Source organism: Saccharothrix sp. ST-888, assembly GCF_000955975.1.
Classification (GTDB): Bacteria; Actinomycetota; Actinomycetes; order Streptomycetales; family Streptomycetaceae; genus Kitasatospora.
In genome coordinates this window covers 28,988-45,203 of the sequence record NZ_JYJF01000053.1, presented here as the reverse complement: position 1 = coordinate 45,203, position 16,216 = coordinate 28,988, and the positions used below count along the sequence as shown (strand labels likewise).

At 71.0% G+C, this 16,216-nt stretch carries 15 protein-coding genes; 14 read left to right on the top strand and 1 reads right to left on the bottom strand.

Annotated features, from left to right (window positions below; all coding sequences use genetic code 11):
- Positions 1-126: 126 nt before the first annotated feature.
- Positions 127-795: a peptidylprolyl isomerase gene (locus UK12_RS18235; protein ID WP_045304081.1), complete on the bottom strand. Its 669-nt coding sequence runs from the start codon at positions 793-795 to the stop codon at positions 127-129.
- A gap of 307 nt (positions 796-1,102) precedes the next feature.
- Here UK12_RS18235 and UK12_RS18230 point away from each other — a divergent pair, with 307 nt between their 5' ends.
- The 14 genes from UK12_RS18230 to nuoL all read left to right on the top strand — a co-directional run bounded on the left by UK12_RS18230 (position 1,103) and on the right by nuoL (position 16,215).
- Complete coding sequence (locus tag UK12_RS18230) at positions 1,103-1,978, top strand: ABC transporter permease (protein WP_045304080.1); 876 nt, start codon at positions 1,103-1,105, stop codon at positions 1,976-1,978.
- Between the two features lie 196 nt (positions 1,979-2,174).
- Positions 2,175-3,065 carry a DMT family transporter gene (locus UK12_RS18225; protein ID WP_045304079.1) on the top strand — a complete coding sequence of 297 codons (891 nt, stop codon included), beginning with the start codon at positions 2,175-2,177 and terminating at the stop codon, positions 3,063-3,065.
- A gap of 519 nt (positions 3,066-3,584) precedes the next feature.
- Positions 3,585-3,944 carry an NADH-quinone oxidoreductase subunit A gene (locus UK12_RS18220; protein WP_014137597.1) on the top strand — a complete coding sequence of 120 codons (360 nt, stop codon included), beginning with the start codon at positions 3,585-3,587 and terminating at the stop codon, positions 3,942-3,944.
- Positions 3,945-4,006: 62 nt separating this feature from the next.
- A complete protein-coding gene (locus tag UK12_RS18215; RefSeq protein WP_045304078.1) occupies positions 4,007-4,561 on the top strand; it encodes a NuoB/complex I 20 kDa subunit family protein in 555 nt (184 codons plus the stop codon).
- Positions 4,558-5,268 carry an NADH-quinone oxidoreductase subunit C gene (locus UK12_RS18210; RefSeq protein WP_045304077.1) on the top strand — a complete coding sequence of 237 codons (711 nt, stop codon included), beginning with the start codon at positions 4,558-4,560 and terminating at the stop codon, positions 5,266-5,268. The genes UK12_RS18215 and UK12_RS18210 overlap by 4 nt, the downstream gene beginning before the upstream one ends.
- Complete coding sequence (locus tag UK12_RS18205; RefSeq protein WP_045304076.1) at positions 5,268-6,611, top strand: NADH-quinone oxidoreductase subunit D; 1,344 nt, start codon at positions 5,268-5,270, stop codon at positions 6,609-6,611. Before UK12_RS18210 ends, UK12_RS18205 begins: the two co-directional genes overlap by 1 nt.
- Positions 6,608-7,360 carry an NADH-quinone oxidoreductase subunit NuoE gene (gene nuoE, locus UK12_RS18200; protein ID WP_045304075.1) on the top strand — a complete coding sequence of 251 codons (753 nt, stop codon included), beginning with the start codon at positions 6,608-6,610 and terminating at the stop codon, positions 7,358-7,360. The genes UK12_RS18205 and nuoE overlap by 4 nt, the downstream gene beginning before the upstream one ends.
- The gene (gene nuoF, locus UK12_RS18195) at positions 7,360-8,718 is read left to right on the top strand and encodes an NADH-quinone oxidoreductase subunit NuoF (RefSeq protein WP_045304074.1); all 1,359 of its coding nucleotides are present in this window, start codon (positions 7,360-7,362) and stop codon (positions 8,716-8,718) included. The genes nuoE and nuoF overlap by 1 nt, the downstream gene beginning before the upstream one ends.
- Positions 8,715-11,213, top strand: a complete 2,499-nt coding sequence (locus tag UK12_RS18190) for an NADH-quinone oxidoreductase subunit G (RefSeq protein ID WP_045304073.1) — start codon at positions 8,715-8,717, stop codon at positions 11,211-11,213. Before nuoF ends, UK12_RS18190 begins: the two co-directional genes overlap by 4 nt.
- Positions 11,213-12,538 (top strand): NADH-quinone oxidoreductase subunit NuoH, encoded by a 1,326-nt coding sequence (nuoH, locus tag UK12_RS18185; RefSeq protein WP_045304072.1) that lies wholly within the window; start codon positions 11,213-11,215, stop codon positions 12,536-12,538. Before UK12_RS18190 ends, nuoH begins: the two co-directional genes overlap by 1 nt.
- Positions 12,539-12,544: 6 nt before the next feature.
- On the top strand, positions 12,545-13,147 hold the full coding sequence (nuoI, locus tag UK12_RS18180) for an NADH-quinone oxidoreductase subunit NuoI (RefSeq protein ID WP_045304071.1): 603 nt from the start codon (positions 12,545-12,547) through the stop codon (positions 13,145-13,147).
- On the top strand, positions 13,144-14,004 hold the full coding sequence (locus UK12_RS18175) for an NADH-quinone oxidoreductase subunit J (protein WP_045304070.1): 861 nt from the start codon (positions 13,144-13,146) through the stop codon (positions 14,002-14,004). The genes nuoI and UK12_RS18175 overlap by 4 nt, the downstream gene beginning before the upstream one ends.
- A complete protein-coding gene (gene nuoK, locus UK12_RS18170; RefSeq protein ID WP_045304069.1) occupies positions 14,001-14,300 on the top strand; it encodes an NADH-quinone oxidoreductase subunit NuoK in 300 nt (99 codons plus the stop codon). Before UK12_RS18175 ends, nuoK begins: the two co-directional genes overlap by 4 nt.
- 16 nt (positions 14,301-14,316) lie before the next feature.
- A complete protein-coding gene (gene nuoL, locus UK12_RS18165; protein WP_045304068.1) occupies positions 14,317-16,215 on the top strand; it encodes an NADH-quinone oxidoreductase subunit L in 1,899 nt (632 codons plus the stop codon).
- The last annotated feature ends 1 nt before the right edge of the window (position 16,216 follow it).

Below are 16,216 nucleotides of genomic sequence, written 5' to 3'. Positions count from 1 at the left end.
GTTGACCGGTGCGCCCCGAGAGAGTTGGTGTCTGACGCGCAGCCACAGAGCGGCTTCCAGGGTGAGCGATGCGGCCAGATCTCCCCGTACGGCGTGGCCAGGCCGCCGCCGTACGGGAGTTGGTGGTCAGCGGTTGGTGATGCGGACCTGGCGGATGTCGACGGGCAGGGTGGGGTAGCCGTCGCCGGGGTTGTTCTGGTCGTCCTCGCCGCCGGCGGCGATCTTCTGGAGGACGTCGAGGCCTGCGGTGATGCGGCCGAAGGGGGTGTAGGCGGGGGAGAGCTTGGTGTCCTTCCAGACGAAGAAGAACTGGCTGCCGTTGGTGTTGGGGCCCGCGTTGGCCATGGCTACCGTGCCGGCCGGGTAGGTGGCGCCGGTGAGGTTCTCGTCGGGGAAGGAGTAGCCGGGGCCGCCGCTGCCGGTCCCGGTGGGGTCGCCGCACTGGAGGACGTAGAGCCGCTGGGTGGTGAGGCGATGGCAGTGGGTGCGGTTGAAGTAGTCGTGTTCCGCGAGGAAGCGGAAGGAGAAGGTGGTGCAGGGGGCCTTGTCGGTCAGGGCCTGGAAGGTGATGGCGCCCTGGCTGGTCCGCAGTGTCGCGTGGTAGGGCTTGGCGGCCTTCGCCGGGTCGAAGACCGGTATGCCCTTGAAGTTGTCGGCCGGGACCGCCGGTGAGTAGGTGCAGGTGGTGGGCGTCGGGGTGGGGTCCGGTGTCGCGGCGGTGGCCGCGGTGCCGGTGAGGGCGAGGGGCAGGGCGATGGCGGCGGCGAGTGGCAGTGCCCAGTGCTTGCGCTTCATGCGGGGTTCCCTCCCGGGGTGTGTGCCACGGCAGTTGGCATGGCGTACTCACTGATGCCCCCGGGTCGCACCCGGTATGCGTTGGGCGGTTGGGGCGGGGGTGCCCTACGGGAAACGGGAGGCCGGCCGGGTGTCGACCCTGAGCCGCCGTAAGTCCCAAGGAGGAGAGGGCCGCTGCCCTGTACCTCTCCCGGGTGAGCCGGGAACCCGACGGCGAACTGACGGGAGCCGTGCGTTCCGTTCCTAGGCTGGGAAGCGGTCCTGACGGCGTGTGATGTCCGCTCGGGAGAGTCGAGCGCGAGGGACGATGACGACGTACAGGTACACCGTGGCCGAGCTCCGCGGGCAGCTCCGGCAGCTGGTCCTCACCGGTACGGCCGTCGCCGTGGGCGTGGCCTTCCTGATCGCCTCGGTCGGCGGCAGCGGGGCGCTGACGGACTCCTACCGCCAGACGGCAGCCGCCGAGGTGGGCCCCGCCGACCTCCAGGCCACCCCGGCCGCGATCGCCGGCGGGGCCGCGACCGGGGCCGGGGCCGGGCGTGGGGCGCTGACCGAGGACACCGCCGCCCGGGCCCGCCAGGTGGCCGGGGTGGCATCCGTGGCGCTGCGGCTGGTCGGACAGGGCAGCGTCCTCACCCCGGCCGGGCGTCCGCTCGACGATGCCGCCGTGGTCAGCTCGAACGCCGCCGACCCCGCGCTGCGCTGGCAGCTGCTCAAGGACGGCCGGTGGCCGAGTGCCCCCGGCGAGGTGCTGCTGGACGCCGACACCGCCGAGCGCATCGGCGCCCGCCCCGGCGCGTCCCTTCGGCTCGGCGGGGCCGACGGCGGCACCGTTGCCGCCGTCCTGGCCGGCACCCTGGACGGCCGGGGTGCGCCCGGCTTCGCGGGCCGTCCCGTCGTCGGGGTCCCGGCCGAGGGGATGAGCCGGTACGCGACCCGGATCAGCGGCACCGGGCTCGACCTCAGGGTCACCCCCGGCACCTCGCCCGCCCGCACCGCCGAGGCGGTCGGCCGGGCGCTCGACGGGCAGGCCGAGGTCCGTACCAGGGCGGCCTCGGTCGCCGAGGCGGCCAGGCAGAGCCGGACCGTGTACGGGGTGCTGCTGATCGCCGCGCTGTCGCACACCGCCATGCCGAGCAGCACGCCGACGGCGGAGGCGCCCGCGCCCAGCAGCAGGCCCTGACGGTCGCGTGATCGGCCGGGCGACGCCCCGGGGGATCGGGGGCCGTCGTCGTACGGGTGTTGAGGCGGTGCCGGGTTCCGCCGGTCGAAAAGCTGTTGATCATCTGTGCAGTTCTGCGCAACGATGTCCCCCCGCCGCCGCAGAGCCGTCCGACGACACGGGCCTTCGGCCCCGCCTGCCTCGGAGGGAACCCCGTATGCGCCCCGTCCCGCCGATCGTCCGTGATCTTCCCCTGCTCGCGGTGGCGGTGGTCTGGGGGTCCAGCTTCCTGGTGGTGAAGCAGCTGGCGACGCCTCAGACGGTGCTGCCGGTGCTGGTGCTGCGCTTCGCCCTGGTGCTGCCGCTGCTCGGCCTGTTCGCGTTCCGCGCGCTGCGCGGGCTCACCGTGCGGGAGTGGCTGGGCGGGGCCGCGCTCGGCGGCATCCTCGGCGCGATCTTCCTCCTGGAGACGTACGGCGCGGTGCACACCTCGGCGACCAACGCCGGGCTGATCGTCAGCCTCACCATGGTGCTCACGCCGCTCGCCGAGGGCGCGGTCCGGCGGAGCGCGCCGTCGTGGTCCTTCCTCGGGGCCGCCGGACTCTCGGTGCTCGGCGTCGCCCTGCTGACCGGCGGCGGATTCCAGGCGCCGGGCGCGGGGGACCTGCTGGTGCTCGGCGCGGCCCTGGTGCGGACCGTCCACGTCCTCACCATGTCCCGCACCAAGGCCATCGCGGCCACCGACTCGCTCGCCCTCACCTGGGTCCAACTCGCCGCCGCAGGCGCGGTCTTCGCGGTTGCCTCGCTCTTCGCCGGGCCGTCCGCGCTCGCCGTGGCGGCCGGGTTCGGGCCGGTGCAGTGGGCGTACCTGCTGCACCTGTCCCTGCTCTGCACGCTGTTCGCGTTCTTCGTCCAGATGTGGGCGGTGCGGGCCACCTCGCCCTCGCGGGTCAGCCTGCTGCTCGGCACCGAGCCGCTCTGGGCCGCCGCCTTCGGCACCACCCTGGGCGGCGACCGGCTCGCCCCGCTCGCCCTGCTCGGCGGGGCCCTGGTACTCGTGGGCACCGAGTGGGGCCGCCGGGCGGGTACGGGCGGCGGCGCCCGCTGAACGAACCCGCCCACCGAGCGAACCGGCCCTCGCAGCGGCCGGCGTGGGACGCCCGGGAGGCCCGCTTCCGGTGGGCCGGGGGTCGGCTCCTCGTGAGCTTGTGAACGAAAGGTCAAGCGGGTGTTCGGGGCCGTCCACCCTGGAGGGTGAGCCCCTCTATCACGTCAACATGAAGCCGTGGAATTTGCGATGGAAGCTGCATCATTGATATAGGCGGATGCCCCTGACCAGTCGCTTCACAGAAGAATGCGACGGAATGTGTCCATTTGCCTTCGTTGCGTTGATGAATCGTGGCTTGATCGCCTTGGCGATCGTTTGTCAGGTGGCGTAGATCACAAAGATCGTCGGGAACTGCGTGTCGCAGATCACAAGCCGACGGGCATAGGATGCGCTCGATCCAGGCTTTGTGAACTGCCTCACATGAGGTGGATCCCGGGAACCGGATCACGGGTTCACCAGAGTGTGACCCGTCGTTTCCGATCTGCAGTCAAGGACGACTGGACGGAGGGAGCGGGGGCTATGAATGCCTACGCGCCGATCCTCGTACTCGGTGCCATCGCGGCGGCGTTCGCGGTCGGTTCCGTCGTGATGGCCTCGCTGACCGGCCCCAAGCGGTACAACCGGGCCAAGTTGGAGGCGTACGAGTGCGGCATCGAACCGACCCCGCAGCCGGTGGGCGGCGGTCGGTTCCCGATCAAGTACTACCTGACGGCGATGCTCTTCATCGTCTTCGACATCGAGATCGTCTTCCTCTACCCGTGGGCGGTCAGCTTCGACGCCCTGGGGATCTTCGGGCTGGTCGAGATGCTCCTGTTCATCGCCACCGTCTTCGTCGCGTACGCCTACGTCTGGCGGCGCGGCGGTCTGGAGTGGGACTGACCCGACCCCGTTTGTGAACGGGGGGACAAGCCGCCGGACTTGAGAAGACTGAGAGGGATCTGATGGGTATCGAGGAGAAGCTGCCGGGCGGCTTTCTGCTCACCAGTGTGGAGACCGCGGCGGGGTGGGTGCGCAAAGCCTCGCTCTTCCCGGCCACCTTCGGACTGGCCTGCTGCGCGATCGAGATGATGACCACCGGAGCCGGCCGCTACGACCTGGCCCGGTTCGGCATGGAGGTCTTCCGGGGTTCGCCCCGGCAGGCCGATCTGATGATCGTGGCCGGGCGGGTGAGCCAGAAGATGGCCCCGGTGCTGCGCCAGGTGTACGACCAGATGGCCAATCCGAAGTGGGTCATCTCGATGGGCGTCTGCGCCTCCTCGGGCGGGATGTTCAACAACTACGCGATCGTCCAGGGCGTCGACCACATCGTCCCCGTGGACATCTACCTGCCGGGCTGTCCGCCCCGCCCGGAGATGCTGATGGACGCGATCCTCAAGCTGCACGACAAGATCCAGCACGAGAAGCTCGGGGTGCACCGGCTCCGCGCCGAGGAGCAGGCCGAGGAGATCGCCCTGCACGCCGTCCCGACGAGCGAGATGCGGGGGCTGCTGCGATGAGCGAGACCCCCGAGGAGCGCGTCCCCGCCACCCGCACGGAACTCCCGGTCGAGGTGATCGGCAGGCGGCAGGGCATGTTCGGCGCCAAGGGCACCGGTGACACCTCCGGCTTCGGCGGGCTGACCGCCCCGATCGCGCTGCCGCCCGCGAGCAGCCGCCCGTACGGGCACGGTTTCGACGAGGTGGCCGACGAGTTCGAGGGCGCGCTGGAGGAGCAGGGGCTCGACCCGGCGGCGGTGATCGGGAAGACCGTCGTGGACCGGGCCGAACTCACCTTCCACATCGCCCGGGAGCACCTGCTGACGGCCGTCCGCACCCTGCGCGACGACCCGGCGCTGCGCTACGAGCTCTGCCTCGGCGTGAGCGGGGTGCACTACCCGCACGACAGCGGGCGCGAGCTGCACGCGGTGTACCAGCTGCGCTCGATCACCCACGGCCGCCTGCTGCGGCTGGAGGTCAGCGCCCCGGACGCCGACCCGCGGATCCCGTCCGTGGTCAGCGTCTACCCGACCAACGACTGGCACGAGCGCGAGGCGTACGACTTCTTCGGCCTGGTCTTCGAGGGGCATCCGGCACTGACCCGGATCATGATGCCGGACGACTGGCTGGGCCACCCGCAGCGCAAGGACTACCCGCTCGGCGGCATCCCCGTCGAGTACAAGGGCGCCCAGATCCCGGCGCCCGACCAGCGGAGGTCGTACAGCTGATGCCAATCCAATCTGAGCACGGGGCCGAGTACGAGGCGGCGTCCCGGGAGACCACCGAGGGCCGGGTCTTCACCGTCACCGGTGGCGACTGGGGCGAGGTGGTCGAGGCCGCGGCGCGCGCCGACGACGAGCGCATCATCGTGAACATGGGTCCCCAGCACCCGTCCACCCACGGGGTGTTGCGGCTGATCCTGGAGATCGACGGCGAGACGGTGAAGGAGGCCCGCTGCGGCATCGGCTACCTGCACACCGGCATCGAGAAGAACATGGAGTTCCGCAACTGGGTCCAGGGCACCACCTTCGTGACCCGGATGGACTACCTGACCCCGCTGTTCAACGAGACCGCGTACTGCCTGGCCGTCGAGAAGCTGCTCGGCATCACCGGCGACATCCCCGAACGGGCCGATGTCATCCGGGTGTTGATGATGGAGCTGAACCGGATCTCCTCGCACCTGGTCTGCCTGGCCACCGGCGGCATGGAGATCGGCTCCACCACCCTGATGATCTACGGCTTCCGGGACCGCGAAGTCGTGCTGGACGTCTTCGAGCTGGTCACCGGCCTGCGGATGAACCACGCGTACGTCCGTCCCGGCGGCGTCGCCCAGGACCTGCCGCCCGGAGCCGTCGACCAGATCCGCGAGGCGGTCAAGCTGCTGCGTTCGCGGATGCACGAGTACGACAAACTCGCCACCGGCAACCCGGTGTTCAAGGCCCGCCTGGTGGACGTCGGCTTCCTCGACCTGCCCGGCTGCCTCGCACTCGGCGCCACCGGACCGATCCTGCGGGCCACCGGCCTGCCGCACGACCTGCGCAAGTCCGACCCCTACTGCGGCTACCAGAACTACGACTTCGAGGTCGCGGTCGCGGAGAGCGCCGACTCCTTCGGACGGTTCCTGATCCGGCTGGAGGAGATGCGGCAGTCGCTGCGGATCGTCGAGCAGTGCCTGGACCGGCTGCGGCCGGGACCGGTGATGGTCGCCGACAAGAAGATCGCCTGGCCCGCCCAACTGGCCGTCGGGCCGGACGGGATGGGCAACTCGCTGGACCACATCCGCAACATCATGGGTACCTCGATGGAGGCCCTGATCCACCACTTCAAGCTGGTGACGGAGGGCTTCCGGGTCCCGGTCGGACAGGCGTACGCGGCGGTCGAGTCGCCCAAGGGCGAGCTCGGGGTGCACGTGGTGAGCGACGGCGGCACGCGGCCGTACCGCGTCCACTTCCGCGATCCCTCGTTCACCAACCTGCAGTCGATGGCGGCGATGTGCGAGGGCGGCCAGGTGGCCGACGTGATCGTCGCGGTGGCCGGGATCGACCCGGTGATGGGAGGCGTGGACCGGTGAGCAACTCTCCAGGCAGTGTCGAACTCGGACTGCCGGCGCTGCCGGCCAGGCCGTACCCGCCCCAGGTGCACGACCGGCTGGCGGCGGACGCGCGCGAGCTGATCGCCCGCTACCCCGTCGTCCGCTCCGCCCTGCTCCCGCTGCTGCACCTGGTGCAGGCCGAGGAGGGCTACGTCAGCGCGACCGGGATCCGGTTCTGCGCCGAGCAGTTGGAGCTCACCACCGCCGAGGTCAGCGCGGTCGCCACGTTCTACACGATGTACCGGCGCCGCCCGGCGGGGACGTACCACGTCGGCGTCTGCACCAACACGCTCTGCGCGGTGCTCGGCGGCGACCAGATCTTCGCCGAACTCAAGCAGCACCTCGGGATCGAGAACAACGAGACCACCGAGGACGGCGAGGTCTCGATCGAGCACATCGAGTGCAACGCGGCCTGCGACTACGCCCCCGTGGTGATGGTCAACTGGGAGTTCTTCGACAACCAGACCCCCGAGAGCGCACGGCAGTTGGTGGACCAGCTGCGCGAGGGCCGCGAGGTGCGGCCGACCCGGGGCGCCCGGCTGTGCAGTTTCAAGGAGACCGCGCGCATGCTGGCCGGCTTCCCCGACGAGCGGGACGGCGCGGTGGACGAGTCCGGCGCGGGCGGCGCGCCCTCGCTGGCGGGGCTGAGGCTCGCCAGGGGCGAGGCGCTGCCCGGTACTTCGGGGACCAAGGTGGTCTCCCCCCGGCACGAAGGGACGGACGCGTGATGACCTCCGTGGAGCCGGCCGAGAAGCTGCTCTCGCCGGTACTCTCGGCCTGCTGGGACGACGCGCGTCCCTACAGCCTGGCCACCTACCGCCGCCACGACGGCTACCAGGGCCTGCGGGCCGCCCTGGCCATGCCGCCGGACGACGTGATCGCGCTGGTCAAGGACTCCGGGCTGCGCGGCCGCGGCGGCGCCGGCTTCCCGACCGGCATGAAGTGGCAGTTCATCCCGCAGAACGACGGCAAGCCGCACTACCTGGTGGTCAACGCCGACGAGTCCGAGCCGGGCACCTGCAAGGACATCCCGCTGCTCTTCGCCAACCCGCACTCGCTGATCGAGGGCATGATCATCGCCTCGTACGCGATCCGCTGCGACCACGCCTTCATCTACCTGCGCGGCGAGGTCGTCCCGGTCCTGCGCCGGCTGCACGCGGCCGTGGCCGAGGCGTACGACGCCGGGTACCTGGGCCGGAACATCCTCGACTCCGGGATCGACCTGGACATCACCGTGCACGCGGGCGCCGGAGCGTACATCTGCGGCGAGGAGACGGCGCTGCTGGACTCGCTGGAGGGCCGCCGGGGCCAACCGCGCCTGCGGCCGCCGTTCCCGGCCATCGCCGGCCTCTACGCCTGCCCGACGGTGGTCAACAACGTCGAGTCGATCGCCTCGGTGCCGCCGATCCTGGTGCGCGGCAAGGACTGGTTCAAGGCGCTCGGCACCGAGAAGTCCCCCGGCTTCACGCTCTACTCGCTCTCCGGGCACGTCACCAACCCCGGACAGTACGAGGCGCCGCTCGGCATCACCCTGCGCCAGCTGCTGGAGGTCAGCGGGGGAGTGCGGGCCGGGCACCGGCTCAAGTTCTGGACCCCGGGCGGCTCCTCGACGCCGATGTTCACCGACGAGCACCTGGACGTCCCGCTCGACTACGAGGGCGTCGGCGCGGCGGGCTCGATGCTCGGCACCAAGGCGCTGCAGATCTTCGACGAGACCACCTGCGTGGTCCGGGCGGTCACCCGCTGGACCGAGTTCTACGCCCACGAGTCCTGCGGCAAGTGCACCCCGTGCCGCGAAGGGACGTACTGGCTGGTCCAGTTGCTCAGGCGGATCGAGGCGGGCCAGGGCGTCGACGGCGATCTGGAGAAGCTCCTCGACATCGCCGACAACATCAACGGCAAGTCCTTCTGCGCCCTGGGCGACGGTGCAGCCAGCCCGATCGCCTCCTCGCTCCAGTACTTCCGCGCCGAGTACGAGCAGCACCTCGCCGAGCGGCGCTGCCCCTTCGACCCGGCCGCCGCCACCGTCTGGGCCGACCGGCCCCACGCCCACCCGTCCGCCACCGAGAGGGAGGTGCACGCGTGACCGCTACCACCGCTGCGGCGACCAGCGGCTCCGCCGCGGGGTCCACCGACCTCGTCACGCTCACCGTCGACGGCGTCGAGGTCCAGGTCCCCAAGGGGACCTTGGTGATCCGCGCCGCCGAACAGATCGGCACCCAGATCCCGCGCTTCTGCGACCACCCGCTGCTGGATCCGGCAGGTGCCTGCCGCCAGTGCATCGTCGAGATCGAGGGCCAGCGCAAGCCGGTCGCCTCCTGCACCATCCCGGTGGCGGAGGGCATGGTGGTCCGTACGCAGGTCAGCTCGCCAGTCGCCGAGAAGGCGCAGCGCGGCGTGATGGAGCTGCTGCTGATCAACCACCCGCTGGACTGCCCGGTCTGCGACAAGGGCGGCGAGTGCCCGCTGCAGAACCAGGCGATGTCCAACGGCCAGGCGGACTCCCGCTTCGAGGGGATGAAGCGCACCTACGCCAAGCCGATCCCGCTGAGCAGCCAGGTGCTGCTGGACCGGGAGCGCTGCGTGCTCTGCGCCCGCTGCACCCGCTTCTCGCAGCAGATCGCCGGTGACCCGTTCATCGAGCTGCTGGAACGCGGCGCGCTGGAGCAGGTCGGCGTGGGGGAGGGGGACGAGTTCGCCTCGTACTTCTCCGGCAACACCATCCAGATCTGCCCGGTCGGTGCGCTGACCTCGGCGGCCTACCGGTTCCGCTCCCGGCCGTTCGACCTGGTCTCCTCGCCGAGCGTCTGCGAGCACTGCGCGTCCGGCTGCGCGCAGCGCACCGACCACCGCAGGGGCAAGGTGCTGCGCCGGCTGGCGGGCGACGAGCCCGAGGTGAACGAGGAGTGGAACTGCGACAAGGGCCGGTTCGCCTTCCGCTACGCGCAGTTGCGGGACCGGATCACCACCCCCCTGGTGCGCGCGCAGGACGGCACGCTCGTCCCGGCTAGCTGGCCGGAGGCGCTGGCCCGTGCCGCCGAGGGCCTGCGCGGCGCCCGGGCCGCGGTGCTCACCGGCGGCCGGGTGACGGTCGAGGACGCGTACGGCTACGCCAAGTTCGCCCGGGTGGCGCTCGGCACCAACGACGTGGACTTCCGGTCCCGTCCGCACAGCGGCGAGGAGGCGGGCTTCCTGGCGGCGGTGGTGGCCGGCCACGGGGTCGATCTCGACGGAACCGGGCTGTCGTACACGGCACTTGAGGCCGCCCCCGCGGTCCTGCTGGTCGGCCTGGAGGCCGAGGAGGAGTCGCCGATCGTCTTCCTTCGGCTGCGGAAGGCCAACCGCGCCAAGGGACTCCAGGTCTTCTCGATCGCCTCGCACGCCTCCCGGGGCCTGGCCAAGCTGCACGGTGCGCTGCTGCCCGCCGCGCCGGGGACCGAGGCCGAGTGGCTGGCCGCGCTGGCCGGGGACTCGGTGCTCACCGACGACGCGGGCCGCGCCGCCGACGCGCTGCGCGGCCAGGGCGCGGTGATCCTGGTCGGTGAGCGGCTGGCGGCCGTGCCCGGCGGGCTGACCGCCGTACTGCGGCTCGCGCACGCCACCGGTGCCCGGCTGGCCTGGGTGCCGCGCCGGGCGGGGGAGCGGGGTGCCCTGGAGGCCGGTGCGCTGCCCGGGCTGCTGCCCGGCGGGCGTCCGGTGTCCGTCCCGGCGGCCCGTCTCGACACCGCCGCCGTCTGGGGCCTCGCCGAACTCCCGGCCCGCCTGGGCCGGGACACCGACCAGATCCTGGCCGCTGCCGCCCACGGGGACCTGGACGCGCTGCTGATCGGCGGCGTCGGCCTGGACGACCTGGCCGACCCGGCGCTCGCCGAGGAGGCGCTGGCCCGGGTGCCGTTCGTGGTGTCGCTGGAGCTGCGGCCGTCCGCCGTCACCGAGCGGGCCGACGTGGTGCTGCCGGTGGCCGCGGTGGCCGAGAAGGCCGGGACCTTCCTGGACTGGGAGGGCCGGGTGCGGATGTTCGGGGCCGCGCTCAAGCCCGACCAGGTGGTGAACCGTCAGACCTTCTCCGACGTCAGGGTGCTGAGCATGCTGGCGGAGGCGATCGGCCGCCCGCTGGGCCTGCCGGACGTCCGGGCGGCCCGGCTGGAGCTGGACCGCTTCGCGCCCTGGACGGGCGACCGCCCGGCCGCGCCCGTCGCCCACCCGGCCCCGCTGCCCCGCCCGGCCACCGGACAGGCGGTGCTCGCCGGGCACCGGCTGCTGCTCGACAACGGCACCCTCCAGCAGGGCGACGAGCACCTGGCGGGCACCCGGCACCCGGCCGTGGCCCGGCTCTCGGCGGCCACCGCCGAGGAGATCGGCGCGCACCGGGCGGTCCGCGTCACCGGGCCTGCGGGTTCGCTGATCCTGCCGCTGGAGATCACCGGGGCGATGCCCGACCGCACGGTCTGGCTGCCGCTCAACTCCACCCCGGGCGGTGCCCACCGGACGCTGGGCACCACGGTCGGCCACCTGGTCACGATCGCCGCGGCCGACTCGGCCCAGCCGGCCGACGTGGCAGTCCCTGCGGAGGAATCATGATGCTTTCCGCGTACGAGACGCTCGGCTTCTTCGGCCGCGACCCGTGGTGGCTGGTGCTGCTGAAGGCGGTGTTCTGCTTCGCCTTCCTGGTGCTCACGGTGCTGATCGCGATCGTCTGGGAGCGCAAGGTCGTCGCCTGGATGCAGCTGCGGATCGGCCCCAACCGGCACGGTCCCTGGGGCATGCTCCAGTCGCTGGCCGACGGCATCAAGCTGGCGCTGAAGGAGGACCTGGTCGTCAAGAACGCCGACAAGGTGGTCTACGTGCTGGCGCCGGTCGTCAGCGCGATCCCGGCGTTCATGGCCTTCGCGGTGATCCCGTTCGGCCCGGCCGACAACCAGGTGTCCGTCTTCGGCACCCGGACGCCGATGCAGCTCACCGACCTGCCGATCGCCCTGCTCTACATCCTGGCGGTGGCCTCGGTCGGCATCTACGGGATCGTGCTGGCGGGTTGGTCCTCCGGCTCGACGTACCCGCTGCTCGGCGGGCTGCGCTCGGCGGCTCAGATGGTGAGCTACGAGATCGCGATGGGCCTGTCCTTCGCGGCGGTGTTCATCTACTCGGGCTCGATGTCGACCTCGGAGATCGTCGTCTCCCAGCAGCCGACCTGGTTCGCGGTGCTGCTGCCGGTCTCGTTCATCGTCTACGTCATCGCGATGGTCGGTGAGACCAACCGCGCCCCCTTCGACCTCCCGGAGGCCGAGGGCGAGCTGGTCGGCGGCTTCAACACCGAGTACTCCTCGCTGAAGTTCGCGATGTTCATGCTGGCGGAGTACGTCAACATGGTCACCGTCTCGGCCGTCGCCGCCACGCTCTTCCTGGGCGGCTGGCGGGCGCCGTGGCCGATCTCCACCTTCTGGGCCGGGGCGAACCACGGCTGGTGGCCGATGCTGTGGATCGTCATCAAGATCCAGCTGCTGCTGTTCTTCTTCATCTGGCTGCGCGGCACCCTGCCCAGGCTCCGGTACGACCAGTTCATGAAGCTGGGCTGGAAGGTGCTGATCCCGGTCTCGCTGGTCTGGCTGGTGATGGTGGCCAGTGTCCGGGCGCTGCGCAACGAGGGCTACGACTTCGGCCAGGTGGTGCTGTACGTCGGCGCGCCGATCGGGGCGATCCTGCTGCTCGCGCTGGTGCGCGACGTCATCCGGCGCCGGCCGGAGCCGGAGGAGAGCACGCAGGCCGGGGGAGAGTTCGACCCGATGACCGGCGGCTACCCCGTGCCGCCGCTGCCCGGCCAGCAGCTCCCGCCCGTACCGCGCCGGCGCAGCCGGGCCCCGCAACTCCAGGACGCCCTCAACGGGCCCGACCATTCCGAGGGGAGCTGAACCGAGATGGCGGACGAGAAGACCACCGGGCCTGATGAAACGACCGGGCCCTCGATCCTCGGACCGGCCGCAGGCTTCGGCGTGACCTTCAAGGCCATGTTCAAGAAGCGGCTGACCGAGCAGTACCCGGAGCAGAAGAAGCCCACCGCTCCGCGCTTCCACGGCCGCCACCAGCTGAACCGGCACCCGGACGGCCTGGAGAAGTGCGTCGGCTGCGAACTCTGCGCCTGGGCCTGCCCGGCCGACGCGATCTACGTCGAGGGCGCGGACAACCGGGAGGAGGAGCGCTACTCGCCCGGTGAGCGCTACGGCGCGGTTTACCAGATCAACTACGCCCGCTGCATCCTGTGCGGGCTGTGCATCGAGGCCTGCCCGACCCGGGCGCTCACCATGACCAACGAGTACGAGCTGGCGGACTCCTCGCGGGCCGACCTGATCTTCACCAAGGAGCAGCTGCTGGCCGGCCTCACCGAGGGCATGGTCGACACCCCGCACGCGATCTACCCGGGCGCCGACGAAGGCGCGTACTACCGGGGCGAGATCACCGCCGCCGCGCCGGGCACGGTGCAGCAGGAGCGCACGGCCAGGGACAAGGAGGCACAGTCATGACCTCCACCGGAGAGGCCGTCCAGTTCTGGGTGCTGGCCGTGGTCGCGGTCGGCGGTGCGCTGGGCATGCTGCTGATGAGGAAGGCCGTGCACAGCGCGCTCTGCCTGGCGGCCACCATGCTGGCGCTGGCCGTCTGCTACCTGGCCCAGGGCGCGGTGTTCCTCGGCGTGGTGCAGATCGTCGTCTACACCGGCGCGATCATGATGCTCTTCCTCTTCGTGGTGATGCTGGTCGGCGTCACCTCGGCCGACTCGCTGAAGGAGCAGCTGAAGGGCCAGCGGATCGCCGCCGCGCTCTGCGGCCTGGGCTTCGGCGTGCTGCTGATCGCGGGGATCGCCAACGCCAGGCTCGGCCACTTCACCGGCCTGTCCGAGGCCAACGCCGAGGGCAATGTGCAGGGGCTGGCCCGGCTGCTGTTCACCAAGTACGTCTGGGCGTTCGAGGTCACCGGTGCCCTGCTGATCACCGCCGCGATCGGCGCCATGGTGCTGACCCACCGCGAGCACGTGAAGGCCCCGAGCACCCAGCGCGAGCTGGCGGCCCAGCGGGTCCGGGACAACATCCAGCTGCCGCCGCTGCCCGCCCCCGGCGTGTACGCCCGGCACAACGCGGTGGACATCCCGGCCCTGCTGCCGGACGGCACCGTCGCCGAGGACTCCGTGATGGGCACCCTGCGCGAGCGCGGCCAGATCCGCGACGTCAGCCAGGAGATGCTCCGGCGGATGGCCGAGCTGGAGTCCAGCACCGCCGACTGGCTGGGCCGGCCCCCGTCCGCCCGCCCGCCGGTCACCGGGCCGCGCAAGGCGCTGGAGACCGTACCGACGAAGGAACCGAAGAAGGCGGAGGACGAGACGTGAATCCTGTCAACTACCTCTATCTCGCCGCCCTGTTGTTCACCATCGGCGCGTCCGGCGTGCTGATCCGGCGGAACGCCATCGTGCTGTTCATGTGCGTCGAGCTGATGCTGAACGCGTCCAATCTGGCCCTGGTCACCTTCTCCCGGATGCACGGCAACCTGGACGGCCAGGTCATCGCCTTCTTCACCATGGTGGTCGCGGCGGCCGAGGTCGTGGTCGGCCTCGCCATCATCGTCAGCATCTTCCGGACCAGGCACTCCGCTTCGGTCGACGACAGCAACCTGATGAAGCTGTAGGCGGAGGGCCTCACCCGTGAACTCTCTCATTCCGCTGCTGGTCGCGGCTCCGTTGGCCGGTGCCGCCCTGCTGCTGCTCGGCGGGCGGTACCTCGACCGCCTCGGGCACTGGCTCGGCACGCTGGCCGCCGCGCTCTCCTTCGTCCTCGGCGTCCTGCTGTTCTCGGACATGCTGGGCCGCCCGACCGGACAACGGGCGGTGCACCAGCACCTGTTCAGCTGGATCCCGGTGAACGGCTTCCGGGCCGACGTCTCCTTCCAGCTCGACCAACTGTCCGTCACCTTCGTCCTGCTGATCACCGGCGTCGGCACCCTGATCCACCTCTACTCGGTGGGCTACATGGCTCACGACGAGCGCCGCCGCCGCTTCTTCGGCTACCTCAACCTCTTCCTGGCGGCGATGCTGCTGCTCGTGCTGGCCGACAACTACCTGCTGCTGTACGTCGGCTGGGAGGGCGTCGGACTCGCCTCGTACCTGCTGATCGGCTTCTGGCAGCACAAGCCGAGTGCCGCGACGGCCGCCAAGAAGGCGTTCATCGTCAACCGGGTCGGCGACATGGGCCTGTCGATCGCGATCATGCTGATGTTCACCGAGTTCGGCAGCTTCGCCTTCGGTCCCGTCCTCGGCGGGGCCCGGCAGGCGAGCGAGGGCAAGCTGACCGCCATCGCGCTGCTGCTGCTGCTCGCGGCCTGCGGCAAGTCGGCCCAGGTGCCGCTGCAGTCCTGGCTCGGTGACGCGATGGAGGGCCCGACCCCGGTCTCGGCCCTGATCCACGCGGCCACCATGGTCACCGCCGGGGTCTACCTGATCACCAGGTCGGGTGCCATCTTCAACCTGGCCCCCGACGCCCAGACCGCCGTGGTGGTGGTCGGCACGGTGACGCTGCTCTTCGGTGCGATCGTCGGTTGCGCCAAGGACGACATCAAGAAGGCACTGGCCGGGTCGACCATGTCGCAGATCGGCTACATGGTGCTGGCGGCCGGCCTCGGCCCGATCGGGTACGCCTTCGCCATCATGCACCTGGTCACCCACGGCTTCTTCAAGGCCGGGCTGTTCCTCGGCGCCGGGTCGGTCATGCACGGCATGGACGACGAGGTGAACATGCGTCACTACGGCGGCCTGCGGAAGTACATGCCGATCACCTTCGTCACCTTCGGCCTCGGCTACCTGGCGATCATCGGCTTCCCCGGCCTGTCCGGTTTCTTCTCCAAGGACAAGATCATCGAGGCGGCCTTCGCCAAGGGCGGCACCGAGGGCTGGATCCTCGGCCTCTGCGCGCTGGTCGGCGCCGCCGTCACCGCGTTCTACATGACCCGGGTGATGCTCCTGACCTTCTTCGGGGAGAAGCGCTGGCAGCCCTCGGCCCGGACCGGCGAGGAGCCGCACCCGCACGAGTCCCCGGCCACCATGACCCTGCCGATGATCCTGCTGGCCTTCGGCTCGGTCTTCGCCGGCGGACTGTTCGCCCTCAACAGTTCCTTCCTGCACTGGCTGGAGCCCGTCACCGGACACTCCGAGGGCGACTCGCCGCTCCAGCCGCTCACCGTCACCCTGCTCACCACCGTGTGCATGCTGGCGGGCGTCGGCCTCGCCTACCTGATGTACGGGCGCTCGCCGGTCCCGGTCACGGCGCCGGTCGGCTCGCCGCTCACCCGGGCGGCCCGCCGCGACCTGCTCCAGGACGACTTCAACCACGCCGTCCTGGTCCGCCCCGGCGCCGGGCTCACCGCCTCGCTGGTCTACCTGGACAGCAAGGCCGTGGACGGCCTGGTGAACGGCCTGGCCGCCACCATCGGCGGCATCTCCGGCCGCCTGCGCCGGATCCAGACCGGGTTCGCCCGCTCGTACGCGCTCTCGATGTTCGGCGGCGCCCTGCTGCTGGCCGCCACCACTCTCCTGATGAGGTCCGTCTGAT